This is a genomic window from Micromonospora coxensis, assembly GCF_900090295.1.
GTDB classification, from domain to species: Bacteria; Actinomycetota; Actinomycetes; order Mycobacteriales; family Micromonosporaceae; genus Micromonospora; species Micromonospora coxensis.
The window spans coordinates 2,125,832-2,152,805 of the sequence record NZ_LT607753.1; the positions used below are offsets into that span (position 1 = coordinate 2,125,832).

The following is a 26,974-nucleotide window of genomic DNA, read 5'->3' on the forward strand; positions in this document are numbered from 1 at the left end:
CGCGCCGGCGCGGGATCCTCCGAGCCGGGGCGTGATCAGGCGTCGCGGTTACCGCCCGGCCGGGCGAAGCCGCGTGCCACCGACGACCCCCGCTCCGACGGCTCCGTCCGCCGCTCCCCCGGCGGGCCGGGCACCACCTCCGTGGCGACCACGACGCCGGGCAGGGTCCGGGGCACCCGGGCCCGACCGACCACGGGCTCCACCTGCCGACGGAACCGGTCCCGCTCCTGCTCCGGGACGAGCGCCGCCGACCGCACCACCCACTCGGCCACCATGTCGTTGAGTTTCACCATCACCGCCACGGCGAGCGGCAGTACCGGCACGGCCCACCAGCTCACCAGTTCGGCCAGGGCGAGCAGCACGGCGAGCGCCACGGCGCCCTCGAAGAAGACGAAGCAGAGCACCCCACCCGGGTTGACGAAGCGCAGTCCGAGCGCCCGGGCGTAGAGCGGTCGGTACCGCTCCTCCTCGGTCGGCACGGTGCTCCACGCCGTACGGGTGGGGCCGGTCACCGGGCGCCGCCCCGCCGGGCGGCCGCGACGGAGAAGACCGCCTTCTCCAGGGCGTACGCCCGGTCGTCCGCGCCGCCCTTGACGGCCGCGTTGCACTCGGCGGCCACCCGCATCGCCTCGACCAGGCCCTCCGGGGTCCAGCCCCGGGCCCGCTGCTGAGCGTTCTTGATCTTCCAGGCGGGCATGCCGAGGCTGCTGGCGAGCTGGTACGGGTCGCCCCGCCCGGCGGCGGCCACCCGGGCCACGGTGCGCACACCGTCGGCGAGGGCGTCGGCGATCGGCACCGGGTCGACCCCGACGTGCAGCGCCCAGCGCAGCGCCTCCAGCGCCGCCGGCACGTCGCCGATCATCGTCGCGTCGGCGACCGTGAAGCCGGTGACCTCCACCCGGCCCCGGTAGTACCGGGCGACGGTGTCCGCGCCGATCCGCCCGTCGGTGTCGGCGAGCAGTTGCGAGCAGGCGGCGGCCAGCTCCCGCAGGTCACCGCCGACGGCGGCGATCAGCGCCTCGGCCGCGTCCTCGGAGCACTTGCCACCACCCCGGCGGATCTCGTCCCGGACGAAGGCGACCCGCTCGCGGTGGCCCTTGAGCTTCACCGCGGGCACCACGGTCGCGCCCGCCGCCTTGAGTCCGTCGGCGAACGCCTTGCCCTTGGCCGCGCCCGGGTGCAGCACCACGAGCTGCACGTCCGGGTCGGGGTTCCTGGCGTACGCGAGCAGCGCGGTGACCAGTTCCTTGCGGGCGTCCTGCCCGGCGCGCAGCACCAGCAGCCGGCGCCCGCCGAACAGGGAGGGACTGAGCGCCTCGGCGATCTCGCCCGGGGTCAGCGTCCCGCCCTGGTACTCCCGGACGTCCACGTCGGGGTCGACGCTGCGGGCCCGCGCGACGGCCTCGCTGACCGCGCGCGTGGCGAGCAGCTCCTCATCGCCGAGGACGAGCAGAATGGGAGCGAGGCTGGCGGCGGTCACGCCGCCCATCTTGGCACGGCCCGAGACGCGATCGGGGCTGGTCATCGGCGGCTGTGACGGCGCACCCCGCACTCAGCGCAAATCCAGACATTTATCCTCTTTGTCGGGCGCAAGCCGCCAATGGTCCGCTGCAATCCTCAGCGAGGTGCGTTGTCACCTCCCGGAGTTCGGAGCAGGCCGAACACCGAAGCGCCGGACAGTCGGCGGGTGCCTGACGGACGATGCCGGGGTGACCCACCAACCAGAGGGCGGCCGTCGCATCCTCGTCATCGACGGGCACCCGGACGCCGGCAGCTTCAGCGACGCCCTCGCCCGCGCGTACGTCGAGGGTGCCCGCTCCGGCGGCCACGACGTACGCCTGCTCCGGCTGCGGGAGATGCGGTTCGAGCCGGTGCTGCACGGCGGGTTCACCCATCCGCAGCCGCTGGAACCCGCGCTGGTGGAGGCACAGCAGGCGATCCGCTGGTGCCAGCACCTGGTGATCGTCACGCCGTGCTGGTGGTGGTCGGTCCCGGCGCTGCTCAAGGGGTTCATCGACCGGGTCTTCCTGCCCGGTTTCGGCGTCGTGTACCTCGACCGCTTCCCCTACCTGCGCAAGCTGTTGAAGGGACGCTCCGCCCGGGTCATCTACACCCAGAACTCGCCACAGCTCCTCGCGCTGTTCGCCCGTGAGGACCTGTTCTGGCGGTTCATGCGACGCGGCTTCCTCCGCCACTGCGGTTTCCGCCCGGCCCGACGCACCGTGCTGGCCGGCATGAAGAACGCCGGTCCCCGCCAACGGGATCTCTGGCTGATGCGGGTCCGCCGGCTCGGGGCCCAGGGTCAGTGACCGTCGCGGCGCCCGGCGACCCGCCCGGTGCCGACCGCCCACATCGCTGCGGCAGCGCCGGACAGCAGCGCCGCCGGGACGACGATGAGGCGATCGCCCGACGGCGCTGCCCGACGCCGAGCGCCGCCGGATCGAAGGCGGGTCGCTCCCGCAGAAGGGCGGGTCGCTCCGGCGGACCGCTACGGTCGGCGCGACGGTCACCGGCTCACCCGATCGGGGCCCCGCGTCACGACGGCCAGGCCGTGCCGCCCCGTCACCACCGCCACGTCGCCGTCGGTGTCGGTACGCAGCACCCGGACCCCGCCCCGGGCCAACCAGGCCAGGACCGACGGGCTGGGGTGGCCGTAGTCGTTGCCCGTACCCACCGGCACCACCGCGACGGCGGGCCGGACGGCGTCCAGGAACGCCGGATCCTGGTACGCGCTGCCGTGGTGGGCGACCTTGAGCACCTCGGCCCGCAGCGCGTGCGGCGGGGCACGCTCCAGCAGGGCCCGCTGCTCCTCGGTCTCGGCGTCCCCGGCCAGCAGGACCCGCACCCCGGCCACGGCGGCCCGCAGCACCAGCGAGTTGTTGTTCGGGTCGGACCGGGTGCCCCGTAACGGGTACGGCGGGCCGAGGATCACCAGCTCCACCCCACCGGCCCGGTACGTCCACCCCGCCACCCCCGCCTGCGGCGCCACCGTACCCGCGGCGGCGGCGACCAGGTCCCGTCCCGACGCCGGCTCGGCGAGCGCCGGGGTGACGATGCCGCCCACCCGCCGGCCCCGCAGCACCCCGGCGATTCCGCCCACGTGGTCGGCGTGGAAGTGGCTCACCACCAGCAGCGACACCTCCCGGACGCCGAGCCGGCGCAGGCAGCCGTCGACCAGGGACGGCTCCGGCCCGGCGTCAACGACCACGGCCCGGCCGGCCGCCACCGGCAGGACCAGCGCGTCCCCCTGCCCCACCGCGCAGCCGACCAGCACCCAGCCGGCCGGCGGCCAGCCGTCGGCGAGGATGCGCACCGGCAGGGTGCCGAGCATCACGGCGACCGCGCCGACCGCCACCAGTCGCCGCACCACCGGCCGCCGGGCGGCCAGGAGCAGCGCCACGGTCAGCACCGCCAGCAACAGGGCCCCCGACACCCCACCGGGCCAGGGCAGGGTGCCGGCCGGCAGTCGTGCCCCGACCCGGGCCACCGTCACCAGCCACCAGGCCGGCCAGCTCGCCAACCAGGCCACGAACTCCGCGCCGGCCGGCCAGAGCGGCGAGACGGCGGCGGCCAGCACCCCCAGCACCGTGGCGGGCGCGATGGCCGGCACCGCCAGCAGGTTGGCCGGCACCGCGACCAGACTCACCGTGCCGGAGATCGCGGCCACCACGGGCCCGCAGGCGACCTGCGCCGAGGCCGGGACGGCCAGCGCCTCCGCCAGCCCGGCCGGCACGCCGCGCCGCCGCAGCGCGTCGCGCCACCCGGGGGCGAGCAGCAGCAGCCCGCCGGTGGCCAGGACGGAGAGCGCGAACCCGGCGTCCCCGGCCAGCTCCGGGTCGACCAGCACCAGGACGGCCACCGCGGCGCTCAGCGCGGGCAGCGCGGCCCGGGGCCGTCCGGCGGCGAGCGCGGCCAGCCCGATCGCGCCCATGGTCGCCGCCCGCACGACGCTCGGCGACGGGCGGACCAGGACGACGAAGCCGACCAGGGCGATCCCGCAGAGCACCGCGCCGGCTCGGGGACCGGCCCGGGCCCACCGGACGAGCAGCAGCACCGCGCCGACCACGATGGCCACGTTGGACCCGGAGACCGCGTTGAGATGGGTCATCCCGGTGGCCCGGAAGTCCTCCTCCACGGTGGCCGGCAGCGCGCTGGTGTCGCCGACGACCAGCCCCGGCAGCAGGCCGCCCTGTTCGTCGGGGAGCGGCGCGCAGGCCCGTTGCAGGCCGGCGCGGAGCGTGCCGGCGGCACGCTGGAGCCACGGTGGTGGCCCGTGCGGCGCCGGTGGGCCCGGCACGGTCAGCACCGCCGCCGTCAGGTCACCACCGCGCGGTGCGCTCAGCCGCCCCTCGGCGGTGAGCCGCTGCCCGGGCAGCCGCCCCCGCCACGCCGGGTCGGTGGCGAGCACCAGCACCCGCGCGGAGGCGCTCACCCGGCGGCCGTCGGGGCCGGTGAGGTGCACCAGCTCGGTGGTGACCAGCAGGGTCGCCGGCCGGCCCGGCCTGCCGCGAACCGGACGGGGATCGTCCCGGACGACGAGTTCCGCGCTGACCCGGGCCCGCTCGTCGGCCAGCGCGCGCAGCGGGGCGGCGTCGCGCACGTGCAGCCGGGCGGCGGTGGCGCTCGCGCCGCAGACGACGCCGATCAGCGCCGCGACGACGATCCAGCCGTACCGCCGCAGCGGTGCGCGGGGCCGGCCGAGGCGACCGAGCAGGTGGGCGGCGGCCACGGTGGCGAGGCCTGCGGCGGTGGCCGCCAGCAGCGTGGCCGCCGTCGCGGTGAGGTGCAGGCAGGCCAACGCGGCGAGCCAGGCGGCCACCGCCAGCCCGGCCAGCCGCAGGTCGGGTACGTCCGGCGCGGTGTCGACGGCGTCGTCGCCGGGGCCGCTCACACCGTCACCAGATCCTTGAGCTGCTCGTACCGGGCGTCACCGATCCCCTCGACCTGCCGCAGGTCGCCCACCGACCGGAAGCCGCCCTGCTGGTCGCGGTGGGTCAGGATGCGCTGGGCGAGCACCGGGCCCACCCCGGGCAGCGCGTCGAGCTGCGCCAGCGTGGCGGTGTTCAGGTTCACCGGTTGGCCGGGAGCGGGAGCCGCACCGGCGGCCGGCGGCCCCGGGGCGGGCGGGCCGGGCGGCGCCGCGACGCCGACCAGGATCAGCTCTCCGTCGGTGACCTTGCGGGCCGGGTTGAGCAGGGCCACGTCCACACCGGGGAGCGCGCCGCCGGCGGCCTGCACCGCGTCGGCCACCCGCGCGCCGGCCGGCACCCGGACCAGGCCCGGACGGCGTACCTTGCCGGCGACCGCGACGACCAGCTCGCCGGCCGGGCTCGCGGTCGCGTCGGGCCCGCTCGACGTCTCCGGTACGGCGACCTGCACCGCCTGGGCCGGGGGGCGGACCGGCTCGGCCCGGGGGCGGGACCGCCAGGCCCAGAAGCCGGCGCCGAGCACCACGAGCACGGCGACGGCGGCCAGCGCCCGCACCCCCCGACGCCCCGGGTCGAACGCCCCCGGCCCGGGCAGCCGGGAGGACGCCCGGGCCGGGACGTCGAGCGCCGGGTCGTCGTCGACGGACGCGGCCGGGCGGTCACCGCCGAGCGGCGGTGTCCGGCGCGGGTGACCGGACGGCCCGGCCACGGGCGCGCGGCCGGTCGGGTCGACCGGGTCGGCCGCCCCCGTCGACCAGGCCACGGCGTCGTCGTCCCCGGGACCGGGGGCCGCCCCGGCCGCCGAGGCTCGGTCACCCGGTCCGCCGTCGGTGGCGTAGCCCTCGGCCTCAGTCGGCACGGGTCGACCCGCCGAGTGCCCTGGTGCGAGGGGCACCGGATCGGCGGCCGGTGGGAACCCGCCCCGCTCACCGCCCTGTCCCACCCAGGGCCATCCCGTGTCGTGGTCCCCGGGACCGTTCGCCCAGGGCCGCAGCGCGTCGACGGTCGGTCCCCCCGAACGCCGCCGGGCTGACCCGGGGGCCACGGTCGGCGCCGCCCGTCCGACGGATTCCCGGGACCCGTCCACGGCGCCTGACGCCGGCGGCGACGCCGCCACTCCCCCGGTCGCCGCCTCGGCCAACCGGAGCAGCCGCCGCCGCACCATCGTCTCCTCGTCCTCCGACACGGGGCGAGGCTACGAAGGGCGCAGCGGTCGCCACCGGCCGTCGACCGGCGCCTGTGGACGGACGGACGCCCTGTGGACAACCGCCTGATCACCGCGACGATGTGCTAGTCGGACAGCGATTCCAGGTCAGGGGCCCACCTCCCTGTCGCACGGCAGCAGCCGGCGGCCACACCACCGGCCGAGCAGCCCGACCGGACCGACAAGGGACGGGGCCGGGTCGGGAGCGCGGTGGGCAGGCAGGTCAGCCCGTCCGGGCGGCCGTCGTCGGGCAGGTCAGGGCGAACGTGGACCGCCAGGACCGGGCCGAGTCGGACGGGCGCCAGGACAGGGCCGGGGCGCGAGGGCCACGGGCCGCCGGGTCAGGCCGGGTCGGGGCGGCGGTGGACGACCACGCTGGCCAGGCCGGGCCCGGCGTGCGCGGCGACCACGGCGCCGGCCTCGGAGACGTACGTGTCGTGCAGCCGGTCGCCGAACCGGGCGGTGAGCGCCTCGAGGAGCTGCTCGGCGCGCTGCGGTGCGGCGAGGTGGTGCACGCCCAGGTCGACGTCGGCGTCCCCGGCCGCCTCGACGGCCAGGTCGACCAGGCGGGCCACGCCCCGGCTGGCGGTGCGCACCTTGTCCTTGAGCACGATCGCCCCGTCCGGCATGTGCATGATCGGCTTCACCGACAGGGCGGTGCCCAGCAGCGCCTCCGCCGCGTTGATCCGGCCGCCCCGGCGCAGGAACTCCAGCGTGTCGACGTAGAAGAAGATGGTGGTCCGGCCGACGGCGGCGGTGGCCGCGTCGCGGACGGCGGCCAGCTCGGCCCCGGCCTCCGCGGCCCCGGCGGCGGCGAGCACCGGGAAGCCCAGGCCCATGCCGGTGGAGCGGCTGTCCACCACCTCGATCCGGTCGCCGACCTCGGCGGCGGCGAGCCGGGCCGCCTCGACGGTGCCGGAGAGTTCGGCCGACAGGTGCACCGAGACGATCCCGTCCGCGCCGGCCGCCAGCAGTTCCCGGTACGTCCGGACGAACTGCTCCGGGGCGGGGCGGGACGTGCTGACGGAGACCCGCCGGCCGGCGAGCACCCGGGTGGCGTCGGCCGGGAGGACCTCCACCCCCTCCAGCCCTTCGGCGCCGTTGAGCACGACGGTCAGCGGCACCACCGTCAGCCGGTGCGCCTGCACCAGCTCGGGTGGGAGGTAGGCGGTGGAGTCGGTGACGACCGCTACGGGCATGCCCGGCACGCTAGCCGATGTCGCTGTGCCGCGCCCGGGCCGGACGACTCAGACCGGCTCGGCGAGTGCCGGGCGGGTGATCAGGCCGACATTGTGCGCCCGCAGGTGCCAGCCCCGGGCGTCGTTGTGGCGCAGCTCGGTCCAGTGGCAGTTGGCCAGCGAGCCGATGGCGCGCAGCACGGCGTGGTCCCAGCCGATGAGGTTGCCGACGCCCTGGCGGGCGCTGCCGCCGTGGGTGGCCACCACAATGGTGCCGCCGGGGACGAGGTCGGCGGCGTCGGCGAACGCCGCGCCGACCCGCTTGCCGAGGTCGTCGAGGCTCTCGATGCCGGCGCCCGGGTCGGGGTCACCGGCCCGCCAGCGGGCGTGCTCCTCGGGGAAGCGGGCGGCGGCGTCGGTGAGGAGCAGCCCCTGCCACTGGCCGAAGTGCCGCTCCCGCAGCCGGGCGTCGGTGCGTACCGGCAGCCCGGTGACCTCGGCGAGGGCGGCGGCGGTGTCCGCGGCCCGGCTGAGGTCGGAGGCGACGATGGCGTCCGGCCGCAGCGCCGCGAGCAGCGGCGCCGCGGTGCGGGCCTGCTCGCGGCCGAGCGCGTTGAGGGGTACGTCGGTCTGCCCCTGGACCCGGCTGGCGGCGTTCCAGTCGGTGTTGCCGTGCCGCCAGACGATCAGGCGGGTCATTCGGCGGCGGAGGCGTCGGCCTCGACCAGGTCCCGGTCGACGAACGGGACCTGGGGGCAGTCCTTCCAGAGCCGGTCGAGGGCGTAGAACTCGCGCTCCTCGGTGTGCTGGACGTGGACCACGATGTCGACGTAGTCGAGCAGCACCCAGCGGCCACCCCGCTCGCCCTCGCGGCGGACCGGCTTGGCCTTCTCCGGCAGCTCCAGCAGGCGTTCCTCGATGGCGTCGACGATGGCCAGCACCTGACGCTCGTTCGGCGCGGAGGCGACCAGGAACGCGTCGGTGATGGCGAGCTGGTCACCCACGTCGATGATGACGATGTCCTGCGCCTTCTTGTCGGCCGCAGCCTGGGCGGCGGCCATCGCCAGCTCGTGAGCGCGTTCGGAAACTGTCACCGTTCTCCTTCGATCATCCGTGCGACCCTCCAAGCGTCTCACACCGAGCGGCGAGACGACTTGTCAGTTCTGGTCGGTTTCGGGGACGAAGGCGGCCATACCAGGCGTATTCACTCCTGGTAGAGGGCGCGTTTCGCGATGTACTGCACCACACCGTCGGGCACCAGGTACCAGACCGGCTCGCCTCGGGCGACCCGGGCGCGGCAGTCGGTGGACGAGATCGCCATCGCCGGCACCTGCACCAGGCTCACCGTGTCGGCCGGCAGGTGCTTGTCGGTCAACTCGAACCCGGGCCGGGTGACCCCGATGAAGTGGGCCAGTTCGAGGACCTCCTCCAGGTCCTTCCAGGAGAGGATCCGCTCCAGCGCGTCCGCGCCGGTGATGAAGTACAGCTGCACCTTCGGGCCGTACAGCGCGTGCAGGTCGCGCAGGGTGTCGACGGTGTAGGTGGGGCCACCGCGGTCGATGTCGACCCGGCTGACCTGGAAGCGCGGGTTGGAGGCGGTGGCGATCACCGTCATCAGGTACCGGTCCTCTGCGGGGCTGACCGGCTCGTCCGCCTTCTGCCACGGCTGACCGGTCGGGACGAAGACCACCTCGTCCAGGCCGAAGCGGTCGGCGACCTCGCTGGCGGCCACGAGGTGCCCGTGGTGGATCGGGTCGAAGGTGCCGCCCATGATCCCGATCCGCCGGATGTCTTCCTCCACCCGATGATCGTAGGCCGGGTCCGCCCGGCGGCCGGGCGGGGTCACCGGACCGTCCCGCCCACCGGCCACGGCGGCACGTGCCGGGGACGGGGTTCCGCGCGTCGAGGCGTGCTCTTATACTCGTCGGCAAGTAATCGCGTACGAGCATCGACAGGAGCGGAGCGTGGCCCAGCAGCGGAAGGTCGGGAACCTGCTCGCCCTGGCCGTGCTCTCCGTCCTCGCGCAACGGCCGATGCACCCGTACGAGATCGCCACCACCCTGCGGGCCTGGGGCAAGGACCAGGACATGGAGATCAAGTGGGGCTCCTTCTACACGGTGGTGCGCAACATGGACCGGCACGGCCTGATCGCGGCCGTGCAGAGCGTCCGTGAGGGCCGTCGTCCCGAGCGCACCGTGTACCGGCTCACCGACGCCGGCCGGGCGGAACTGGTCGACTGGGCCCGGGAACTGGTCTCCACCCCGGGCCCCGAGCAGTCCCGCTTCCGCGCCGGCCTGTCGGTGCTCGCCGCCCTGCACCCGGACGAGGCGGTGACCCTGCTGCGACAGCGGCTGGCCCTGCTGGAGGACGGCGTCCGGGCCGGCCGTGCGGCGCTCGCCGAACACCTGCGCACCGTGCCGCGGCTGTTCCTGGTCGAGTCGGACTACGACCTGACCGTCAAGGAGGCGGAAGCCGCCTGGATCCGTGCCCTGCTGGCCGAACTCACCTCGGGCAGCTACCCGGGCCTGGCCGAGTGGCGGGCCTTCCACGAGAGCGGTGGCGGCGGGACCGACGCCCGGGAAGGGGGCGACGCCACCCAGTGATGGACGGCCCCGGCACGGTGCGCCAACACCGGGCCGGGGCCCTTACCCCGAACCGCACCTGGAGAGGTGACCGGCCCGAAGCGGCAACCACGAGGATAGCCGGGCTCTCTCCAGGTCGGTTCGCCACGCGCGACAACCGACGAGCCCTGGAGGGACCATGACAGTCACGACCGCGATCGTGATCGGCGGCGGCATCGCCGGCCCGGTCACCGCGCTGGCGCTGCGCCGCGCCGGCATCAGCGCCACCGTCCACGAGGCGTACCCGGGCACCACCGACGGCGTCGGCGGCACCCTGGCGCTCGCCCCCAACGGCCTCGCGGCCCTGCGCGCGGTCGACGCGGACCGCGCGGTGGCCGCGATCGCCACCCCGATCCACCGGACGGTGCTGGCGATCGGCCGGCGGCGCATCCCGCTGCCCGGTCTGGAGGGGGTGCCCCCGCTGCACGTGGTGCACCGCAACGACCTGCACCGGGTGCTGCACGAGCGGGCCGCCGCCGAGGGCGTGGTCGTCGAGCACGGCCGGCGCCTGGTCGACGTACGGGAGACGGAGAGCGGCATCACCGCCCGGTTCGCCGACGGTGGCACCGCCACGGCCGACGTCCTCATCGGGGCCGACGGCGTACGGTCGACCGTCCGTACCCTGATCGACCCGGACGACCCCGGCCCCCGGTTCACCGGGCTGCTCGGCTTCGAGGCGGTGGCCCGGCACGAGGTGGACGTCGAGCCCGGCACCATGACCTTCACCTTCGGCCGGCGCGGCTACTACCTCTACTGGCCGGAGCCGGGCGGCGGCACCCGGTGGGGGGTGAACCTGCCGCAGGAGCGGCCGATGAGCCTCGCCGAGGCCCGCGCGGTGCCCCCGGCCGACTGGATGCGGACCCTGCGGGCCGCCCACGCCGACGACGAGCCGGGCCGCGACCTGATGCTGACCAGCGACCCCGACGAGTTGCAGGTGGTGGGCTCGCTGCACATCATGCCGTCGGTGCGGCGCTGGCACCGCGGGCGCATGGTGCTGGTGGGCGACGCGGCGCACGCGCCCTCGAACAGCTCGGGGCAGGGCGCCTCGCTGGCCATCGAGAGCGCCGTGCAGGTGGCCCGCTGCCTGCGCGACCTGCCCGACGCCCGGTCGGCGTTCACCGCCTACGAGCGGCTGCGGCGCGAGCGGGTGGAGCGGATCGCCGCCCGGGCCGGGCGGATCAACCAGGCCAAGGCTCCGGGCCGGGTGGCCCGGGCGCTGATGCCGTTGCTCATGCCGCTGCTGGTGAAGACCGCGATGAAGCCGGAGAAGACGCTCGGCCCCGAGCAGCGCTACGTCATCGACTGGGACGCCCCGGTCACGGCCGGCCCGACCGGTCGCTGACCCCACGCCCCGGGGTGGCGCGCACCGCGTCGCGCCACCCCGGTCCGGTCGAGGACCGGGACTGCGGCGGTCAGGCCGACGCGGCGGCCACCGCCGTCCGGGGCACCAGCGCGCGTCGCATGTCGTCGTCCAGGTCGGTGACCCACCGGCGCAGCCCGGGAGTGAGGTCGTCGCGGGCCAGCAGCGCCGCGGCCAACTCCCGGGTCGGCTGCGCCACGGCGTAGCGGGGGAAGGCCAGCTTGGTGATCCCGTCGGCCACCCAGGCGGTACGCAGCCGCGCGGCGGCCGGCATGTCGGCGAAGTACCTGGCGACGTACGGGGCGGTCAGCTCGGCCTGCTCCGGCTGCCAGAATCCCTCCGCGGTCGCCTCCACCAGGCGGTTGGAGAGTTCGGTGCTACGGGTGACGATCTCCCAGGCGGCCCGCTTGGCGTCGGTGTCCGGCAGGGCGGCGCGGCAGCAGGCGGCCCGTTCCGCGCCGACGGCGCTGCGGTCGGCGGCGGCCTCGGCGGCGATCTCCGGCTCGCCGGCCGCGCCGAGCACGACCAGGCGCAGCAGCAGCGCCCAGCGCAGGTCGGCGTCGACGGCCAGCCCGTCGGGTACGCCGTCACCGGCGAGCCAGCCGGCCAGCAGCGCGGCGTCGGTGCTGGCGGCGATCAGGCCCCGGGCGGCGGCGAGCTGCAACGATCCTCCGGGCGGGGCACCGGCGAGCAGCGCGGCGCAGGCCCCGGCGACGCGTAGCAGCGCGGCCTCCCGGGCGAGCGGGTCGAGGTAGCGGTCGATCAGGTCCCGGCTGAGCCCGAGCACCTCCTCCGCGATGATCACCTCGGTCTCGGCGGGCAGCGCCGCCGCGATCAGCGAGACCAGCGCGGTGACCGGCCGTTCCCCGTCCCGGGCGGCGTCGAGCGCCTCACCCCAGAGCAGCGCGCGGGCCAGCGGGTCGGTCAGCCCGGGCAGCACCATCGGCACCGCGTCGGCGGAGGCCGGGTCCAGCCGGATCTTGGCGAAGGTCAGGTCGCCGTCGTTGGGCAGCAGCAGGCCGGTGGCCGGCTCGCCGACCAGCTCGGCCAGCTCGGTGCGCCCCTCGTCGACGTCCGGGTCGAGGTCGACCTCGACCCGGGTCACCGTGCCGTCGGGGGCGTACCGGCCGACACCGATGCGGTGCGGTCGCCGCACCGGGTACGCCTCGGGGGCGGTCTGCACCACGGCGGCGGAGGCCCAGCGGCCGTCGGCGTCCACCGAGGTCTCCATCCGCAGCGTGTTGACCTGGGGCCGGCGCAGCCAGCACTCCGCCCAGTCGGTCAGGTCGCGGCCTCCGGCGGCGCTCAGGGCGTCGAGCAGGTCGGCCAGGGTCGCGTTGCCGAAGCGGTGCGCGGCGAAGTGGGCGTTGAGCCCGGCGAGGAAGCTCTCGTCGCCGAGCCAGGCGACGAGCTGGCGCAGCACGCTGGCGCCCTTGGCGTACGAGATGCCGTCGAAGTTGAGCAGCCCCTCGGCCGCGTCGGTGACCTCCTCCGGGGCCACCGGGTGGGTCGAGGGGCGCTGGTCGGCGGTGTAGCCCCAGGCCTTGCGGCGGATGGCGAACGTCGTCCAGGCCCGGTCGAAGCGGGTCGCCTCGGCGGTGACCCGGGTGCCGAGGTACTCCGCGAAGGACTCGTTGAGCCAGAGGTCGTCCCACCAGCGCATGGTGACCAGGTCGCCGAACCACATGTGCGCCATCTCGTGGGCGATCGTGGTGGCGCGCAGCTCCCGTTGGGTGTCGGTGACCGCCGAGCGGAACACGTAGTCGTCGCGGAGGGTGACCAGGCCCGGGTTCTCCATCGCGCCGGCGTTGAACTCGGGCACGAAGGCCTGATCGTACTTGCCGAACGGGTAGCGCTCGGCGAAGAGCTGGTGGAACCGGTCGAGGCACTGCTTGGTGACGGTGAGGATCTCGTCGAGGTCGGCGTCCAGGTGTGCCGCCAGCGACCGGCGGCAGTAGACCCCCAACGGGATGCCGTCGTGCGAGTCGCGGCGCACGTGCCAGGGGCCGGCGACGAGCGAGACGAAGTACGTGGCCAGCGGCGGGGTGGGGGCGAACTCCCAGCGCCCGGGCCGGGGCGTGCCGGCGAGCGGCCCGTTGGCGGCGACCGTCCACTCCGGCGGGGCGCTGACCGACAGGGTGACCGGCGCCTTCAGGTCCGGCTGGTCGAAGGCGGCGAAGATGCGCTGCACGTCGTCCAGGAAGGACATCGCGTAGAGGTAGGTCTCGCCGTCGGCCGGGTCGACGAAGCGGTGCATCCCCTCGCCGGTGTTCGAGTACGCCATCTCGGCGGCGACGGTGAGCGTGTTCGCCTCGGCCAGCCCGGTCAGCGGCAGCCGGTTGTCGACCAGGGTGGCCGGGTCGAGGTCACGGTCGTTGAGGCGTACCGCCCGCAGGGTCGCCGGCTTGACCTCGACGAAGGTCTCCGCGCCGGGGGTGGCCCGGAACCGGATGGTGACGGTCGAGTCGAACCGCTCGCCGCCGCCGGTGAGGTCGAGGTCCACGTCGTAGGACTCGACGGTGATCAGCGCGCGACGCGCGGTCGCCTCTACACGGGTCAGGCTCGGCATCCGCTTATCCTGCCGGACGGGGAGCCGGACGGGCTTCCCATTACGCGTGGCGATGGAGGACCAACAATGGGTCAGCACCCCAAGGGCGACTTCGACCTGTCCCGGGCGGTCTGGCAGCGGGCCGAGGGCGACACCTCCGACAGTGCGGTCGAGGTGGCCTTCGTCGACGACCTGATCGGCATGCGCAACTCCGCCGAGCCGGACGGCCCGGTGCTCGTCTTCACCCAGGCCGAGTGGGACGCCTTCGTGGCCGGCGCCCAGGACGGCGAGTTCGACCTGAGTTGACCGGCCCGCCCGGCTCACCCGTCCCCCTCGCCCCAGCCCAGGCCGCCGGGGCCGGGGGCGTGGTGGAAGCCGGGATGGCCGGCGACGTCGGCGCAGCGCTCGCCGTCGGGGCCCGTGGCGTTGCAGAAGAGCCGCTCGGCCCGGTGCCAGGCGTCGGCCGGCGACAGGGCGGCGGCGGCGAGCGCCACCTCCGGGCGGAGCAGGCTCAGCGCCTCGGCGTACGCCACGGCGAGTTCCCGGGCCTGCTCCGGGCCGGCGGCCTCGAAGCCCAGGTGGGCGGTGAAGTGCCGGGGCGGCCGGGGCCGCCGCCGGGGCGGCGCGAGCAGTGGCGCGTCCGCCGGGTCGCCACCGGCGCCGGCGGCCCGCGCCAGCGCCTCCGTCACCCGCCGCTGACGCCAGTACGGCGGCCTGTTCTCCCGCATTCGGTCCTCCCCGTGGTGACCCGCCGGCCGGCCGTCGTGGCCGACCCGCTGACGAGGAGACCACGTTTCCGGCGCCCTGGGAGGGGCCAGCACCGCGCCGGCCGGCGGGCCCACACCCGGGCCGGACCGGCTCGCCGGGCCGACGGGATTGGCCGGCCCGGACCGGGGTAGACGACACCGGGCCGACCAGCGCGGCTCACCCGCCGTCACCGTGTCAGGAGCGCAGGATGTCCGCCACCCCCGCCGACCGCAGCCCGGAGAGCACGCTGGCGTTCCTCCGCGAGGGGTACCGGTACGTCAGCTCCCGCTGCGAGCGCTACGGCAGCGACATCTTCACCGCCCGACTGCTGCTGGAGCGGACCATCTGCCTGCGCGGCCGGCCGGCCGCCGAACTCTTCTACGACACCGGGCGCTTCCGTCGGACGGGGGCGATGCCGAAGCGGGGCCAGCGGACGTTGACCGGGCAGGGCGGCGTGCAGGGGCTCGACGGGGCGGCGCACACCGCCCGCAAGGCCATGTTCCTGTCGGTGATGACCCCCGGCGCGGTCCGGCAGCTGGGCCAACTCTTCGCCGACGAGTGGCGGGCCCGGATCCCGGTCTGGGAGGCCGACGGCCCGGTCGTCCTCTACGACGAGGTCGCCCCGATGCTGATGCGGGCGGTCTGCGCCTGGGCGGGAGTGCCGCTGGCCGAGTCCGAGGTGGCCCGCCGCACCGCCCAGATGCACGCGATGATCGGCAGCCCGGCGACGCTCGGCCCGCGCTACTGGCGTGGCCGCCTCGGCCGCCGCCGCGCCGAGCACTGGATCGCCGACATCGTGGAGCGGGCCCGGGTCGGCACCCTGCCCGCGCCCGAGGGCAGCGCGCTGCGCGCCGTCGCCGAGCACCGGGACGACCGGGGCCGGCTGCTCCCCCGCCGGATCGCCGCCGTGGAACTGCTCAACGTGCTGCGTCCGACCGTGGCCGTCGACCGGTACCTGGTCTTCGCCGCGCTCGCCCTGCACGACCACCCGGCCTGGCGGGACCGGGTCCGGGGCGACGACGACGCGACCGAGTGGTTCGTGCAGGAGGTCCGCCGCTACTACCCGTTCTTCCCGGTGGCCGCCGCCCGGGTCCGGCAGTCCTTCGACTGGCAGGGCCACCACTTCCCCCGGGGCCGGCGGGTGCTGCTCGACCTGTACGGCACCAACCACCACCCGGACGTGTGGCCCGAGCCGGAGCGGTTCCGCCCGGAGCGCTTCGCCGGCTGGCGCGACGACCCGTACGGCTTCGTGCCGCAGGGCGGCGGCGAGCACCTCGGCGGGCACCGCTGCGCCGGTGAGTGGATCACCATCGAGCTGATGAAGCGGGCGGTGACCCTGCTGACCACCGCGATGCGCTACGAGGTGCCACCGCAGGACCTGGCGCTGGACCTGAGCCGGATGCCCACGCTGCCGCCGAGCGGCTTCCTCCTCGAGAACGTGCGGCGCACCGACTGACCGGCGGGCCACGCACCCGGAGACGACGTGCGGGCGGCACGGGCGGGGGCGTCCGGCAGCCCGAGCCGAGGGCGGCGGCACCGGGGACGGGCGTCGACCCGGTGCGGGCAGCGGGGCCGGCGCCCCACCGCCCGCACCGGGTCGACGCCCGTCCGTCAGGCGGTCGGGTGCAGGACGCTGCGCAGGCAGGCGTCCTCCTTCTTCTCGAACAGCTCGTAGCCGCGCACGCCGTCCTCCAGCGACATCGGATGGGTGGCCAGGTAGCCGGGGTCGATCTCGCCGACGGCCAGCCGGTCCAGCAGCATCGGGATGTAGCGCTGGGCGTGCATCTGCCCCATCCGCAGCACCAGGGCCTTGTTCATCGCCGCGCCGAGCGGGAACTTGTCGACCAGCCCGCCGTAGACGCCGACGATGCTGACCGTGCCGCCCTTGCGGCACGCCATGATCGCCTGGCGTACCGAGGTGGGCCGGTCGGTGGTGAGCCGCGCGGTCTGCTTCGCCTTGTCGTACGCGTGGATCGGGCCGACGTCGTGCGCCTCCATGCCCACCGCCTCGATGCAGGCGTCCGGGCCCCGGCCGGCGGTCATCTCCCGCAGCGCCTCCAGCACGTCGGCCTCGGCGTAGTTGATCGTCTCCACGCCGAGCCGCTCGGCGGCGGTGGCGAGCCGCTCGGGCAGGCGGTCGATGACGACGACCCGTTCCGCGCCGAGGATCTGCGCGGACCGGGCGGCCATCTGGCCGACCCCGCCCGCGCCCCAGACGGCGACCACCTCGCCGCCCTTGAGCGCGCAGAAGTCCGCGGCCATCCAGCCGGTGGGCATGGCGTCGGAGGCGAAGACCACCGCGTCGTCGGCCACCCCGTCCGGGACCTTGAACGCGCCGACGTCGCCGAACGGCACCCGGATGTACTCGGCGTGGCTGCCGGAGTAGCCGCCGGCGGCGTGCGAGTAGCCGAGGATGCCGGCCGGCGAGTGACCCCAGAGCTTCTCGGGCAGCACCGGCTGCGGGTTCGAGTTGTCGCAGAGCGAGTACTGCTCGGTACGGCAGTACCAGCAGCCGCCGCAGGCCACCACCGAGCCGACCACCACCCGGTCGCCGACCCGCAGCCGCCGTACCCCGGGCCCGGTCTCCACGACCTCGCCCATGAACTCGTGGCCGAGGATGTCGCCCTCCCGCATCGCCGGGAGGTAGCCGTTGATCAGGTGCAGGTCGGAGCCGCAGACGCTGCTGGCCCGGACCTTGACGATGATGTCGCCCTCGGCGCGGATGCCCGGCTCGGGCACGTCCCGCACCGCCAGCTTGCCGACCCCTTCCCAGCAGAGCGCCCTCACGCCCGTCCTCCCGTCGACAGCCGCTCGCGGACCTTGTCGGTCGCCCTCTCCTGCGCCGCGTTCCGCCCGGACGGGTCGTGCCGGGTGTCGATCATCTGGCCGGTCTCGACCAGCGACTTGATCCGCCGCAACGCGTCGCGCAGCCCCAGGTCGGGCTCGTCCCCGCCGATGAGGCCGAGCATCCGGCGCAGCGGGCCACCGGCGCGGTAGCGCAGCTCGGCCCGGATCTCGGTGCCGCGGTCCTGCGGCGCGGGCACCAGGTCGACGTGCCCCTGTTGCGGCACCGGCCCCTCGTCGACCCGCCAGCTCAGCCGGCCCGGCCCGTCGACGGTGATCTCGGCCCGCCACTCGGTGCCGCCGCCGGCCGGGTCGCTCGCCACGCAGCGCCACCGGTTGTCGTCGAGCTGTTCCAGGGTGGCCCACTCGGCCAGGGCCCGGTCCAGCCGTTCCCGGTCCGTCCAGAAGCCGATGACGGCGTCCATCGGCCGGTCCACGGTGATCCCGCGCCGTACCACGTACCAGCCGCCCTGCCGGTCCGGCTGGTGGCGGCGTCGTCTGCGGGCGATCGCCCGGCCGACCCCGAGCGCGGTCACCGTGGTGGCGCCGAGCAGCGCCCACCTCGTCGCGTTGCTGGTCATCACGTCTCCTCCACCCGAGCGCCCGGGATGGACACCCGCATCCCGGAGCGCTACCCGCCGGGGATCGCTCGAAACGGACCGGTTTGACCGGTCCGACCGTGGGCATGCCCGGCAGCACCAGAGTTTCGGGAGGCGACGTGTCCTTCGACGCGAGCGAGTACGGCCGGCACATCCCCGCGGACGTCTACGACACGGCCTTCGCCCACCTCGATCCGGACGTCGCCGTGGACCGGCTGGTGGTCCTCGCCGACGGCGGGCCGGTCTGCGAGTTCGGCATCGGCACCGGGCGGCTGGCCCTGCCGTTGCTGCGCCGCGGGATCGCCGTCGCCGGCATCGAGGCCTCGGCCGAGATGGCGGCCCGGTTGAAGGAGAAGCCCGACGGCGACCGGATCGTGGTCAGCACCGGTGACTTCGCCGAGACCCGGGTGCCGGGCGAGTTCGCGCTGGTGCTGCTCGCCTTCAACACGATCTTCGCGCTGCCGGACCAGGCCCGCCAGGTGGCCTGCTTCCGCAACGCCGCCGCGCACCTGCGGCCCGGCGGCCGGTTCGTCGTCGAGGCGTGGGTGCCCGATCCCGGCGCCTTCCGGGCCGGGGCGGCGCTGCGTCCGATCCGGGTGGCGCAGGAGATGGTGCTGCTGGAGGCGGCGCACCTGCACCCCGCCGAGCAACGGATGACCACCACCAAGATCCACCTCAGCAACGACGGGGTGCGGCTCCTGCCCGCCAACCACCGCTACGCCTGGCCCGCCGAGCTGGACCTGATGGCCGAGCTGGCCGGACTGCACCGGGAGCACCGCTGGGCGGACTGGTCCGGCGCGGCCTTCACCGACGACAGCCGCGACCACGTGACGGTCTACCGGCGCGGGGAGGGGGCGTGAGCGCCCCGGCCCGGGACGAACCGGCCACCGCGACGGGCCCCGGCGTCCGCGCGCCACGGCTGCCCGTCGAGTACGTCCTGCCGCTGCGCTGGTCCGACGACACCGGCCTGGCCGAGCTGACCGGCTACCTCCGGCGGCTGTCCCGCCTGGTCGACGTGACCGTGGTGGACGGCTCCCCGCCGCAGGTCCACGACCGGCACGCCGCCGCCTGGCACGGCCTCGTCCGGCACCTGCCGGTCGACCCGGCGCTGCGCGGGATCAACGGCAAGGTGCTCGGTGTGCTGACCGGGGTCGCCGCGGCCCGGCACGAGCACGTGGTGATCGCCGACGACGACGTCCGGTACGACGAGCCGGCGCTGCGCGCCGCGCACCGGCTGCTGGACGAGTTCGACCTGGTCCGCCCGCAGAACTACTTCGACCCGCTGCCCTGGCACGCCTGGTGGGACACCGGCCGGACGCTGCTCAACCGGGCGCTGGCCGCCGACTGGCCGGGCACCCTGGCGGTGCGCCGCAGCACCTTCCGGGTGATGGGCGGCTACGACCCGGACGTGCTGTTCGAGAACCTGGAGCTGGTCCGCACCGTGCGGGCGTACGGCGGCACCGAGACCGCCCCGGCCTGGCTGTTCGTCCGCCGGCTGCCGCCGACCGCGGCGCACTTCCGCAGCCAGCGGGTCCGCCAGGCGTACGACGACCTGGCCCAGCCCGGGCGGCTGCTGGTCTCGCTGGCGGTGCTCCCGGGCGTGGCGGTCGCGCTGGCCGCCCGACGGCCCGGCCTGCTGCTGACGGCTGCCGCGACAGCGGTGGCGGTGGCCGAGGTGGGCCGGCGTCGGGGCGGCGGGACGCGGGTCTTCCCCGCCCGCACCGCGCTGGCGGCGCCGGCCTGGCTGCTGGAACGCGGGTTCTGCTCCTGGCTCGCGGTGGGCGGGCGGCTGCTGCGCGGCGGGGTGCGGTACGCCGGCCACCGGATCCGCCGGCCCGCCCACTCCACCCGGGTGCTGCGCCGCCGGCTCACCCCGGTCGAGCCGAGCGACCTCGTCGCCTGGGTGGGCGCCGACCTGACGCCCCGCACCTGACCCCGCGTCCACCCCCGCCGCCCCCGGGGCCGCGCGACGTCCGCAGCCCCACACCCCGCCGCCGGCCCGGCACGCGACGCCCGCCACCGATCCGCGCGCGCCACGCCCACGTCACGCCCGCCGCCGTCCGCACACGCGAAAGCTCGCGGCCACGCCCCGGCGGACGCCGGGAGTGGCCGCGAGCGGTGCGGTGAGTTCCTTCAGTACCGGACCTGTTCGCGGGACTGCTGCGCCTGGTCCTTGACGTCGTGCGCGGCCGACCTGGTGTCGTCCTTGACGTTCTGCACGGCGTCCTGGGCGGTGGAGCGCACCGACTCGGTGGCGTGCTGCGCCGGCTCGCGCAGTTCCTCCTTCAGCTCGGTGGCGACCTCGCCCAGCTTCTCCTTGACCACGCCGCTGTGCTCGGTGGCCTTCTCCTTGACCTGGGCGGCCAGCTCCTGCTCCCGACGGGTCGCCGGGACCAGCGAGGAGACCAGCATGCCGACGCCGAACGCGATCAGGCCGGCGGCCAGCGGGTTGCCCTCGGACTTCTGCCGGATCACCTGGGGTGCCCGGTGCGCGGCGTCCCCGACGGTGGCCGCCGCCGAGTGCGCCTTGTCGCTCACCGTGGAGGCCGCCGAGGAGGCCTGGCCCCCCACCGAGTGGGCGGCGTGGCTGGTGCTGTGGCCGAGGTCGGAAGCGCTTCCCATCACCTTGTCCTTAACGTTGTGCAGGGCGCTGCGCACCCGCTGCTTGCGGTCGTCGACGATGCGGCCGGGGCTCACCTTGTACGCCAGGGCGTCCACGTCGGAGCTGAGGCTGTTACGGGTGGCTTCGATCTCCCGGCGGATCTGGGCGGGATCGGTGCTCATCGGGTGACTCCCTCCGGGTGGGGCTTGAGCGCGTCGGGGATGCGCTGCACGCTCTCGTTGGTCTGCTTGAGGCCGCGGATACGCTCGGCGTTCTTCTTTGCCTTGGAGTAGAGGACCGCGGCGACCACGGCCCAGACGACGGCCACGATCAGCGCCGCCAGGCCCGAGTCCATGACGTTGTCCAGGAACTGCCACCCGGCGATGGACACGAACAGCGCCACCATGTAGCCGCCGAAGCCGGCGCCGCCGTAGAACCCGGCGGCCTTGCCCGCCTTCTTGCCCTCCTGGCGGATCTCGGCCTTGGCCAGCTCCACCTCCTGGCGCATCAGGGTCGACAGGTCGGTGGTGACCGACCGCATCAGCTCACCGATCGAGCTGCCCCTGACCTCGTCCGCGGTGTGCGGGGGACCCGCGGGGTGGTGTCCGGGGTCCACACCGGACTGCGTCGACATGCTCATGCCGTCGCCTCCCTTCGGATGTCTCGGTCCGTCACGGACGGGTGGTGCCGCTGGACGGCACGCCCGGCAGCGGGTCGGTCTGGGTCACCGGCGGCAGCGGCTGGCCGACGCCACCCGCCGGGTCGGCGTAGCTGGTGGTGGTGCCGTGGTCCGGGTAGGCCGAGTAGCCGGGGTCGGGCTCGGCGTAGGTGCCCGGGGTCGGGTCGAGGTAGCCGCCCGGCGGGGTGGCGACCGGCTGCGGCGGGATCACCGCGGTGCGGTCCGGGTCGTAGCCGTTGGTCGAGCCGTGGCCGCCGGTGGAGTCCGAGGCGGAGGCGATGCCCCGGGTGAGCCGGCCGGCGACCACGCCGAGCAGGGCCGCACCGACCAGGAAGGTGCCGGGGTTGTTACGGGCGTAGGTCTTCACCTCGTTGAGCAGGTCGCCCGGCTCACGCGCCTCCAGCCAGCCGGCGACGCCGTGCACGCGGTCGGCGGCCTGGTGGGCGAGTTCGGTGACCGGCCCGGCCTGCCCGCTGTTCTGGGCCATCGAGCGCATCTCCTCGGCCAGCGAGCGGAGCCCGCCGGCAGCCCGGCGCTGCTGGTCGCCGGCCTGGCTGGCGACCTGGGTACGGGCCTCGCCGTAGAGGTTGCGGACCTGGCGCTGGGCCTCGCCGACGACCTCCTTGCCCTGCTGCTTGGCGGTCTGCGCGACCGCGCCGCCCGCGTTGGCGGCCTCGGAGCCGACCTGACGGGCCTGGTCCCGGACGCCACCGCCGTTGGTGCTCTGCTCGTGCCCGTACGTGGAAGACGTGGGCGAGAGATCGTAAGTCATGGTTTCCCTTCCGCTCGGACGTTCGTCGCGGTTGTGCGCTGGGGGATCTCGCCGACCGTCACGTCGGCGCGACTCTTGACCTACCCCCGGCCGTCTGGTCCATGCCTGATTCGCCATTTCTCCACAGCGAGCGGTCGATCGGTCACAGAATGTGAGGAGTGTCCGGCTACCGTCGGCAGCGCTCACGGAGGTGATCAGCGATGGCACGTGACGTGCGCCGGCGCGCACCGGCGGGCCCGAAGCCCCGGCTCCGGACCGCCGCCACCGCGGTGGCCGCGATCTTCGTCCTGGTCGGGGTGCTCGGCTTCGTCCCGGGCGTCACCACGGGGTACGGGGACATGACCTTCGCCGGGCACCACTCCGGCGCGAAGCTGCTCGGCCTGTTCCAGGTGTCGATCCTGCACAACCTGCTGCACCTGCTCTTCGGCCTGGCCGGGCTGGCGCTGGCCCGTACCGTCGCCGGCGCCCGGCTGTTCCTGGCCGGCGGCGGCGCGGCCTACCTGGGGCTGTGGCTGTACGGCTTCGCCATCGACCGGGAGAGCGCGGCCAACTTCATCCCGGTCAACGAGGCCGACAACTGGCTGCACCTGGTGCTCGGCTTCGGCATGCTCGCCCTCGGCCTGCTGGTGTCCAACGACGCCGGCACGGGAGGCCGGCTGGACACCCCCATCGACCGCCCCTGAGCCGCCCGGCGCCCCCACCGGTCCGCCGCACCCGCCGCACCCGGCGTGTCTGCCCGGTGCGTCCGGCGTGGCCGGTGCGTCCGGCGTGGCCGGTGCCCCCCGGCGTGGCCGTCCGGAGCGTCCGGCGTGTCCGAGTTTGATCGGATCGCCGACGGGGCATCGGGAAGCCGACGAGGCGGCGGCGAGGAGGTCACGATGCCCCGGTGGATCCGCGACAACGCGTTGAGCGTCACGATGCTGGGCGCGTTCGTCGTCTTCCTGAGCCTGCAGAGCGTCTTCGGCTGGCAGACCCACAACGAGGAGCTGGCCGAGTACGGCGCCGCGTCGATCGACTGGCTGACCTACCTGGGCAGCGGGCACTTCGCCGAGTCCGTCTTCGAGAACTGGGAGTCGGAGTTCCTCCAGATGGGCGGGTACGTGCTGCTCACCGCGTACCTGGTGCAGAAGGGCTCGGCCGAGTCCAAGCCGGAGGACCAGAGCGACCGCCCCGAGGACGACGCCCGCCGGGCCGGCCCGGACGCCCCCTGGCCGGTCCGCGCCGGGGGTCTCCCGCTGGTGGTCTACCGCAACAGCCTCTCCCTGGCCCTACTGCTGATCTTCCTCGGCTCGTTCGTCGGCCACCTGTTCGGCGGGACGGCCGAGTACAACGAGCAGCAGGCCCTCTCCACCGGCGCGCCGCGGATCAGCGCCTGGGAGTTCCTCGGCACCAGCGAGTTCTGGTTCCAGTCCATGCAGAACTGGCAGAGCGAGTTCCTCGCCGTCGGGGTGCTGATCGTGCTGAGCATCGTCCTGCGCCAGCACGCCTCGCCGGAGTCCAAGCCGGTCACCGCGGCGCACGCGCAGACCGGCGCCTGAGCCGGACGCTCAGGCGGCCACCCGCAGCCGCTTGGCGAAGCACACGCTGTACGGATTGTCGACGTACTCGCCGTAGACCGGGATGGGCTCGTACCCGCAGGAGGTGTAGAGCGCGATCGCGGCCGGCAGGTACACCCCGGTCTCCAGGCAGACCACCGAGTGCCCCTGCCGGAAGGCCAGCTCCTCCAGCGCGGTCAGCAACTGCCGGGCGATCCCCCGCCCCCGGTGGGCGGGGCGGACGTACATCCGCTTCACCTCGCCGGTGGTGGCGTCCAGGGACTGGATCCCACCGCAGGCCACCGCCCGACCGTCGAGCACCACCGCCAGGTAGCGGATGTCGTCGTGGGTGAGGGTGACCTGCCCGTCCAGCCCTCCGTCGGCCTCCCGCAGCTCCCGCTGCTGGGCGACGACGAGGGTGTCGATCTCGGGATCGGTGGCGGGCCGCGACTCGATCAACATCCGCTCACGGTAGGCCGCGTCCGTTTCGCGGAGGTTTCCGACGGGCGACCCGGACGCGACGGAGACCGGGCTACTCCCAGTCGTCGTCGGCGTCGGCGGCCGCCTCGGTCGTCGGAGCGGCCTCCAGCTCGTCCTCGGGACGCTGCCGTCGCGCCTTGCGGGCGGCCAGCCGCTCCGCCGCCGACGCCCGGGTCGACTTCTCCTCCAGCCGGACGTCGGTGCCCCGGTTGCCGGGAACGAAGTCGGCGCCGGCGTAGAGGGTGGGCTGCCAGTCGAACTCGCGCTCCCCGATGCGCACCAGGTCGCCCGGTTGGGCGCCGGCCTTGGCCAGCTTCTCCTCCACGCCGAGACGGGCCAGCCGGTCGGCCAGGAAGCCAACGGCCTCGTCGTTGTCGAAGTTGGTCTGCCGCACCCAGCGCTCGGGCCGCGTCCCCCGCACGGTGAACGACCCGTCCGGCTCCGCCTCGATGGTGAAGCCCTGGTCGTCGACCGCCTTGGGCCGGATCACGATCCGGGTCGGCTCGGCCGGCGGCGCGGCGGCGCGGGACTGCTCGACCAGCTCGGCCATCGCGTACGTGAGCTCCTTGAGCCCTTCGCGGGTGGCCGTGGAGACCTCGAAGACGCGGAAACCGCGCGCCAGCAGGTCGGGGCGGACGATCTCCGCGAGGTCGCGCCCGTCCGGCACGTCGATCTTGTTGAGCGCGACGAGACGGGGCCGGTCGGCCAGCCCGCCGTACTCGGCCAGCTCGGCCTCGATGGTGTCGATGTCGGCCAGCGGGTCCCGGCCGGGCTCCAGCGTCGCGGTGTCGACCACGTGCACCAGCACGGCGCAGCGCTCGACGTGGCGGAGGAACTCCAGGCCCAGGCCCTTGCCGGACGCCGCGCCCGGGATCAGGCCCGGCACGTCGGCGACGGTGAAGGTGTGGTTGTCCACCCGCACCACGCCCAGGTTCGGCACCAGGGTGGTGAACGGGTAGTCGGCGATCTTCGGCTTGGCCGCCGAGATCACCGAGATCAGCGAGGACTTGCCGGCGGACGGGAACCCGACCAGGCCGACGTCGGCGACGCTCTTGAGCTCCAGCACCACGTCCAGCCGGTCGCCGGGCTCGCCCAGCTCGGCGAAGCCGGGGGCCTTGCGCCGGGCGTTGGCCAGCGAGGCGTTGCCCCGGCCACCGCGCCCGCCCCGGGCCGCCTCGAAGGTGGTGCCGACGCCGACCAGGTCGGCCAGGACCGTGCCGTCGAGGGTCTGCACGACGGTGCCGTTCGGGACCTTGATCATCAGGTCGCGGCCGTTGGCCCCGTCCCGGTTCGAGCCGGCCCCGCCCTTGCCGTTCTCGGCCTTGAGGTGCGGGCGGAAGTGGAAGTCGAGCAGCGTGGTCACCTGCGGGTCGACCACCAGCGACACGCTGCCGCCGTGCCCGCCGTCGCCGCCGTCCGGGCCGCCGAAGGGCTTGAACTTCTCCCGGTGGATGGAGACACAGCCGTGCCCGCCGTCGCCGGCCTGCATGTGCAGGACGACCCGGTCAACGAACGTCGTCACGACGCCAATCCTTCCAGCGAGGTTCTGCCCCGCACGCGAAAACGCGAAGCGGGCCGGGACCCGAGGTCCGCGGCCCGCAACGCGGTGAGACTACTGCTGCGGCACGATGCTGACGGTCTTGCGACCACGCTTGGTGCCGAACTGGACCGCACCGGCGGCCAGCGCGAAGAGCGTGTCGTCGCCGCCGCGGCCGACCAGGTCACCGGGGTGGAACTTGGTGCCACGCTGACGGATGAGGATCTCACCCGCGCTGACGACCTGACCACCGAAGCGCTTCACGCCGAGTCGCTGGGCCGCGGAGTCACGGCCGTTACGCGAGCTGGACGCACCCTTTTTGTGAGCCATTGGAGGACGACCTACTTCCCGCTGGAGATGCCGGTCACCTTGACCTGGGTCAGCGGCTGGCGGTGACCCTGGCGCTTGTGGTAGCCGGTCTTGTTCTTGAACTTGTGGATCCGGATCTTCGGGCCCTTGGTGTGCGCGGCGATCTCGCCGGACACCGCGACCTTGGCAAGCTTCGCCGCGTCGGTCACCAGGTCGTCACCGTCGACGAGGAGCACCGCGGTGAGCTTCACCGCGTCGCCGGGGGCACCGACGAGCTTCTCGACCTCGATCACGTCGCCCTCGGCGACCTTGTACTGCTTGCCGCCGGTCTTGACGATCGCGTACATCGGAGGCGGACTCCCTGTCGTTGAGGCTGCTAGCGTCTTTTCCCACCGTTGCCGGTCGGTCGTTCCCACGGCGACTCGCCGGGTAGCAGTGACACCGGCGGCGCGGGCACGCGGGAACTCGGCACACCAAAGTGCGCCGCAGGAAAGAGTACGCCATGCACCGGCCGACACCCAAACCGGCCCCGCCGGTCAGCGGCCGCAGAGCTGGTCGAGACGCTGCTGGAGGCGGTCCAGCTCGGTCTCGTCGATCGACTCCACGTCGGTGCCGAGCGTGCCCACCTCGGTCGCGAGGTCGGTCAGCAGGGTCCTCAGCTGCGGGTCGGTGGCCTTGGCGGACTGCTGCCGCAGCGCCGTCCGCCAGGTGGTCAGCGCCGACTCCGCCCGCTTCCGGGCGGTTTCCGCCCCGGTGCTGTCGTTCGCGCCGACCGCCGCGATCATCTTGCCCAACTCCTCGACGTACGTCCGCACGGCGGTCGAGGAGGCAGCCTCGGCCTCGGCGCAGACCTGCGGGCCGTTGCCGCCGGCCGGCGCGACGCTGACCGGGGCGGAGGGCAGCAGGGTCGCGGCGGCGGACGGCCCGACGGGGCCGGTGGGGGCGGCCTCGTCGGCCCGGTCGCCGGAGCAACCGGAGCCGGTCAGCAGGACGGTGGTCACCACGGTGGCGGCGAGCAGGCGGCGCATTGT

General features: G+C 74.7%; 29 protein-coding genes. 9 read left to right on the forward strand and 20 right to left on the reverse strand.

The genetic code is table 11. The annotated features are described in order from the left end of the window. Window positions 1–35: 35 nt before the first annotated feature. Window positions 36–512, reverse strand: coding sequence for a hypothetical protein (locus GA0070614_RS09440; protein ID WP_231933592.1), 477 nt, complete (start codon window positions 510–512; stop codon window positions 36–38). Beyond that, window positions 509–1,489, reverse strand: coding sequence for a DNA polymerase III subunit delta (holA, locus tag GA0070614_RS09445; protein WP_088975603.1), 981 nt, complete (start codon window positions 1,487–1,489; stop codon window positions 509–511). Before holA ends, GA0070614_RS09440 begins: the two co-directional genes overlap by 4 nt. Before the next feature lie 220 nt (window positions 1,490–1,709). On the opposite strand from holA, the gene GA0070614_RS30180 reads away from it, so the two are divergent. Continuing rightward, window positions 1,710–2,309 (forward strand): NAD(P)H-dependent oxidoreductase, encoded by a 600-nt coding sequence (locus GA0070614_RS30180; protein ID WP_157744974.1) that lies wholly within the window; start codon window positions 1,710–1,712, stop codon window positions 2,307–2,309. A gap of 197 nt (window positions 2,310–2,506) precedes the next feature. Here the strand turns inward: GA0070614_RS30180 and GA0070614_RS09455 are convergent, their stop codons facing one another. The 6 genes from GA0070614_RS09455 to nadD form a co-directional block, all read right to left on the reverse strand. Next, window positions 2,507–4,891 carry a ComEC/Rec2 family competence protein gene (locus GA0070614_RS09455; protein ID WP_088975605.1) on the reverse strand — a complete coding sequence of 795 codons (2,385 nt, stop codon included), beginning with the start codon at window positions 4,889–4,891 and terminating at the stop codon, window positions 2,507–2,509. Then, on the reverse strand, window positions 4,888–5,691 hold the full coding sequence (locus GA0070614_RS09460) for a helix-hairpin-helix domain-containing protein (protein ID WP_088979336.1): 804 nt from the start codon (window positions 5,689–5,691) through the stop codon (window positions 4,888–4,890). Before GA0070614_RS09460 ends, GA0070614_RS09455 begins: the two co-directional genes overlap by 4 nt. A 782-nt stretch (window positions 5,692–6,473) precedes the next feature. Continuing rightward, on the reverse strand, window positions 6,474–7,331 hold the full coding sequence (locus GA0070614_RS09465; RefSeq protein ID WP_088979337.1) for a DegV family protein: 858 nt from the start codon (window positions 7,329–7,331) through the stop codon (window positions 6,474–6,476). 48 nt (window positions 7,332–7,379) lie between these two features. Further along, entirely contained in the window at window positions 7,380–8,009 is a 630-nt protein-coding gene (locus tag GA0070614_RS09470) for a histidine phosphatase family protein (protein ID WP_088975606.1), read from the reverse strand. Continuing rightward, the gene (rsfS, locus tag GA0070614_RS09475; RefSeq protein ID WP_088975607.1) at window positions 8,006–8,404 is read right to left on the reverse strand and encodes a ribosome silencing factor; all 399 of its coding nucleotides are present in this window, start codon (window positions 8,402–8,404) and stop codon (window positions 8,006–8,008) included. The genes GA0070614_RS09470 and rsfS overlap by 4 nt, the downstream gene beginning before the upstream one ends. A 110-nt stretch (window positions 8,405–8,514) precedes the next feature. Beyond that, window positions 8,515–9,111: a nicotinate-nucleotide adenylyltransferase gene (nadD, locus tag GA0070614_RS09480; protein ID WP_088979338.1), complete on the reverse strand. Its 597-nt coding sequence runs from the start codon at window positions 9,109–9,111 to the stop codon at window positions 8,515–8,517. A 163-nt stretch (window positions 9,112–9,274) separates the two neighbouring features. Between nadD and GA0070614_RS09485 the strand changes: the two genes are divergently transcribed. Further along, window positions 9,275–9,913, forward strand: a complete 639-nt coding sequence (locus GA0070614_RS09485; protein WP_088975608.1) for a PadR family transcriptional regulator — start codon at window positions 9,275–9,277, stop codon at window positions 9,911–9,913. 157 nt (window positions 9,914–10,070) lie between these two features. Continuing rightward, window positions 10,071–11,273, forward strand: a complete 1,203-nt coding sequence (locus GA0070614_RS09490) for an FAD-dependent monooxygenase (RefSeq protein ID WP_088975609.1) — start codon at window positions 10,071–10,073, stop codon at window positions 11,271–11,273. Window positions 11,274–11,343: 70 nt separating this feature from the next. Here GA0070614_RS09490 and pepN read toward each other — a convergent pair whose 3' ends face one another. Next, the gene (gene pepN, locus GA0070614_RS09495) at window positions 11,344–13,860 is read right to left on the reverse strand and encodes an aminopeptidase N (RefSeq protein WP_088975610.1); all 2,517 of its coding nucleotides are present in this window, start codon (window positions 13,858–13,860) and stop codon (window positions 11,344–11,346) included. Between the two features lie 66 nt (window positions 13,861–13,926). Between pepN and GA0070614_RS09500 the strand changes: the two genes are divergently transcribed. Further along, window positions 13,927–14,145, forward strand: a complete 219-nt coding sequence (locus GA0070614_RS09500) for a DUF397 domain-containing protein (protein WP_088975611.1) — start codon at window positions 13,927–13,929, stop codon at window positions 14,143–14,145. A gap of 14 nt (window positions 14,146–14,159) precedes the next feature. Here GA0070614_RS09500 and GA0070614_RS09505 read toward each other — a convergent pair whose 3' ends face one another. Continuing rightward, on the reverse strand, window positions 14,160–14,567 hold the full coding sequence (locus GA0070614_RS09505; protein ID WP_088975612.1) for a hypothetical protein: 408 nt from the start codon (window positions 14,565–14,567) through the stop codon (window positions 14,160–14,162). 227 nt (window positions 14,568–14,794) lie between these two features. Between GA0070614_RS09505 and GA0070614_RS09510 the strand changes: the two genes are divergently transcribed. Continuing rightward, the gene (locus tag GA0070614_RS09510; RefSeq protein ID WP_088975613.1) at window positions 14,795–16,042 is read left to right on the forward strand and encodes a cytochrome P450; all 1,248 of its coding nucleotides are present in this window, start codon (window positions 14,795–14,797) and stop codon (window positions 16,040–16,042) included. Between the two features lie 155 nt (window positions 16,043–16,197). On the opposite strand, the gene GA0070614_RS09515 is transcribed toward GA0070614_RS09510, so the two are convergent. Together GA0070614_RS09515 and GA0070614_RS09520 are read right to left on the reverse strand one after the other, a co-directional pair. Further along, the gene (locus GA0070614_RS09515; RefSeq protein ID WP_088975614.1) at window positions 16,198–17,373 is read right to left on the reverse strand and encodes a zinc-dependent alcohol dehydrogenase; all 1,176 of its coding nucleotides are present in this window, start codon (window positions 17,371–17,373) and stop codon (window positions 16,198–16,200) included. Then, window positions 17,370–18,011 (reverse strand): SRPBCC family protein, encoded by a 642-nt coding sequence (locus GA0070614_RS09520; RefSeq protein WP_088975615.1) that lies wholly within the window; start codon window positions 18,009–18,011, stop codon window positions 17,370–17,372. Before GA0070614_RS09520 ends, GA0070614_RS09515 begins: the two co-directional genes overlap by 4 nt. A gap of 137 nt (window positions 18,012–18,148) precedes the next feature. Here GA0070614_RS09520 and GA0070614_RS09525 point away from each other — a divergent pair, with 137 nt between their 5' ends. Both GA0070614_RS09525 and GA0070614_RS09530 read left to right on the forward strand, forming a co-directional pair. Then, window positions 18,149–18,889, forward strand: coding sequence for a class I SAM-dependent DNA methyltransferase (locus GA0070614_RS09525; RefSeq protein ID WP_231933594.1), 741 nt, complete (start codon window positions 18,149–18,151; stop codon window positions 18,887–18,889). Continuing rightward, entirely contained in the window at window positions 18,886–19,962 is a 1,077-nt protein-coding gene (locus tag GA0070614_RS09530) for a glycosyltransferase (RefSeq protein ID WP_088975616.1), read from the forward strand. The genes GA0070614_RS09525 and GA0070614_RS09530 overlap by 4 nt, the downstream gene beginning before the upstream one ends. Before the next feature lie 200 nt (window positions 19,963–20,162). Here GA0070614_RS09530 and GA0070614_RS09535 read toward each other — a convergent pair whose 3' ends face one another. Genes GA0070614_RS09535 through GA0070614_RS09545 form a run of 3 tightly spaced genes read right to left on the reverse strand, consistent with a single transcriptional unit; the run spans window position 20,163 to window position 22,082 of the window. Continuing rightward, window positions 20,163–20,813 carry a DUF3618 domain-containing protein gene (locus GA0070614_RS09535; RefSeq protein ID WP_088975617.1) on the reverse strand — a complete coding sequence of 217 codons (651 nt, stop codon included), beginning with the start codon at window positions 20,811–20,813 and terminating at the stop codon, window positions 20,163–20,165. After that, window positions 20,810–21,271, reverse strand: a complete 462-nt coding sequence (locus GA0070614_RS09540) for a phage holin family protein (protein ID WP_088975618.1) — start codon at window positions 21,269–21,271, stop codon at window positions 20,810–20,812. The genes GA0070614_RS09535 and GA0070614_RS09540 overlap by 4 nt, the downstream gene beginning before the upstream one ends. A 31-nt stretch (window positions 21,272–21,302) precedes the next feature. Continuing rightward, a complete protein-coding gene (locus GA0070614_RS09545; RefSeq protein WP_088975619.1) occupies window positions 21,303–22,082 on the reverse strand; it encodes a hypothetical protein in 780 nt (259 codons plus the stop codon). Between the two features lie 200 nt (window positions 22,083–22,282). On the opposite strand from GA0070614_RS09545, the gene GA0070614_RS09550 reads away from it, so the two are divergent. Continuing rightward, window positions 22,283–22,765 carry a DUF4383 domain-containing protein gene (locus GA0070614_RS09550; protein ID WP_088975620.1) on the forward strand — a complete coding sequence of 161 codons (483 nt, stop codon included), beginning with the start codon at window positions 22,283–22,285 and terminating at the stop codon, window positions 22,763–22,765. A gap of 195 nt (window positions 22,766–22,960) precedes the next feature. Further along, entirely contained in the window at window positions 22,961–23,620 is a 660-nt protein-coding gene (locus GA0070614_RS09555) for a DUF6766 family protein (protein ID WP_088975621.1), read from the forward strand. A 9-nt stretch (window positions 23,621–23,629) separates the two neighbouring features. On the opposite strand, the gene GA0070614_RS09560 is transcribed toward GA0070614_RS09555, so the two are convergent. The 5 genes from GA0070614_RS09560 to GA0070614_RS09580 form a co-directional block, all read right to left on the reverse strand. Beyond that, a complete protein-coding gene (locus GA0070614_RS09560; RefSeq protein ID WP_088975622.1) occupies window positions 23,630–24,079 on the reverse strand; it encodes a GNAT family N-acetyltransferase in 450 nt (149 codons plus the stop codon). Window positions 24,080–24,149: 70 nt separating this feature from the next. Beyond that, complete coding sequence (gene obgE / locus GA0070614_RS09565; protein ID WP_088975623.1) at window positions 24,150–25,619, reverse strand: GTPase ObgE; 1,470 nt, start codon at window positions 25,617–25,619, stop codon at window positions 24,150–24,152. 90 nt (window positions 25,620–25,709) lie between these two features. Then, window positions 25,710–25,964 carry a 50S ribosomal protein L27 gene (rpmA, locus tag GA0070614_RS09570; RefSeq protein WP_088975624.1) on the reverse strand — a complete coding sequence of 85 codons (255 nt, stop codon included), beginning with the start codon at window positions 25,962–25,964 and terminating at the stop codon, window positions 25,710–25,712. A gap of 11 nt (window positions 25,965–25,975) precedes the next feature. After that, window positions 25,976–26,290 (reverse strand): 50S ribosomal protein L21, encoded by a 315-nt coding sequence (rplU, locus tag GA0070614_RS09575; RefSeq protein ID WP_088975625.1) that lies wholly within the window; start codon window positions 26,288–26,290, stop codon window positions 25,976–25,978. 189 nt (window positions 26,291–26,479) lie between these two features. Then, window positions 26,480–26,971, reverse strand: a complete 492-nt coding sequence (locus GA0070614_RS09580) for a hypothetical protein (RefSeq protein ID WP_088975626.1) — start codon at window positions 26,969–26,971, stop codon at window positions 26,480–26,482. Between the last annotated feature and the right edge of the window lie 3 nt (window positions 26,972–26,974).

Bases quoted from the DNA above. Each gene is read 5' to 3' on its own strand.
- GA0070614_RS09465 (WP_088979337.1), bottom strand. From the start codon at position 7,331: ATGCCCGTAGCGGTCGTCACCGACTCCACCGCCTACCTCCCACCCGAG.
- GA0070614_RS09555 (WP_088975621.1), top strand. From the start codon at position 22,961: ATGCCCCGGTGGATCCGCGACAACGCGTTGAGCGTCACGATGCTGGGC.
- GA0070614_RS09470 (WP_088975606.1), bottom strand. From the start codon at position 8,009: ATGACCCGCCTGATCGTCTGGCGGCACGGCAACACCGACTGGAACGCC.
- GA0070614_RS09560 (WP_088975622.1), bottom strand. From the start codon at position 24,079: ATGTTGATCGAGTCGCGGCCCGCCACCGATCCCGAGATCGACACCCTC.
- GA0070614_RS09500 (WP_088975611.1), top strand. From the start codon at position 13,927: ATGGGTCAGCACCCCAAGGGCGACTTCGACCTGTCCCGGGCGGTCTGG.
- rpmA (WP_088975624.1), bottom strand. From the start codon at position 25,964: ATGGCTCACAAAAAGGGTGCGTCCAGCTCGCGTAACGGCCGTGACTCC.
- GA0070614_RS09510 (WP_088975613.1), top strand. From the start codon at position 14,795: ATGTCCGCCACCCCCGCCGACCGCAGCCCGGAGAGCACGCTGGCGTTC.
- GA0070614_RS09540 (WP_088975618.1), bottom strand. From the start codon at position 21,271: ATGAGCATGTCGACGCAGTCCGGTGTGGACCCCGGACACCACCCCGCG.
- GA0070614_RS09505 (WP_088975612.1), bottom strand. From the start codon at position 14,567: ATGCGGGAGAACAGGCCGCCGTACTGGCGTCAGCGGCGGGTGACGGAG.
- rplU (WP_088975625.1), bottom strand. From the start codon at position 26,290: ATGTACGCGATCGTCAAGACCGGCGGCAAGCAGTACAAGGTCGCCGAG.
- holA (WP_088975603.1), bottom strand. From the start codon at position 1,489: ATGGGCGGCGTGACCGCCGCCAGCCTCGCTCCCATTCTGCTCGTCCTC.
- GA0070614_RS09580 (WP_088975626.1), bottom strand. From the start codon at position 26,971: ATGCGCCGCCTGCTCGCCGCCACCGTGGTGACCACCGTCCTGCTGACC.
- GA0070614_RS09545 (WP_088975619.1), bottom strand. From the start codon at position 22,082: ATGACTTACGATCTCTCGCCCACGTCTTCCACGTACGGGCACGAGCAG.
- GA0070614_RS09550 (WP_088975620.1), top strand. From the start codon at position 22,283: ATGGCACGTGACGTGCGCCGGCGCGCACCGGCGGGCCCGAAGCCCCGG.
- GA0070614_RS09535 (WP_088975617.1), bottom strand. From the start codon at position 20,813: ATGAGCACCGATCCCGCCCAGATCCGCCGGGAGATCGAAGCCACCCGT.
- GA0070614_RS09520 (WP_088975615.1), bottom strand. From the start codon at position 18,011: ATGACCAGCAACGCGACGAGGTGGGCGCTGCTCGGCGCCACCACGGTG.
- GA0070614_RS09490 (WP_088975609.1), top strand. From the start codon at position 10,071: ATGACAGTCACGACCGCGATCGTGATCGGCGGCGGCATCGCCGGCCCG.
- pepN (WP_088975610.1), bottom strand. From the start codon at position 13,860: ATGCCGAGCCTGACCCGTGTAGAGGCGACCGCGCGTCGCGCGCTGATC.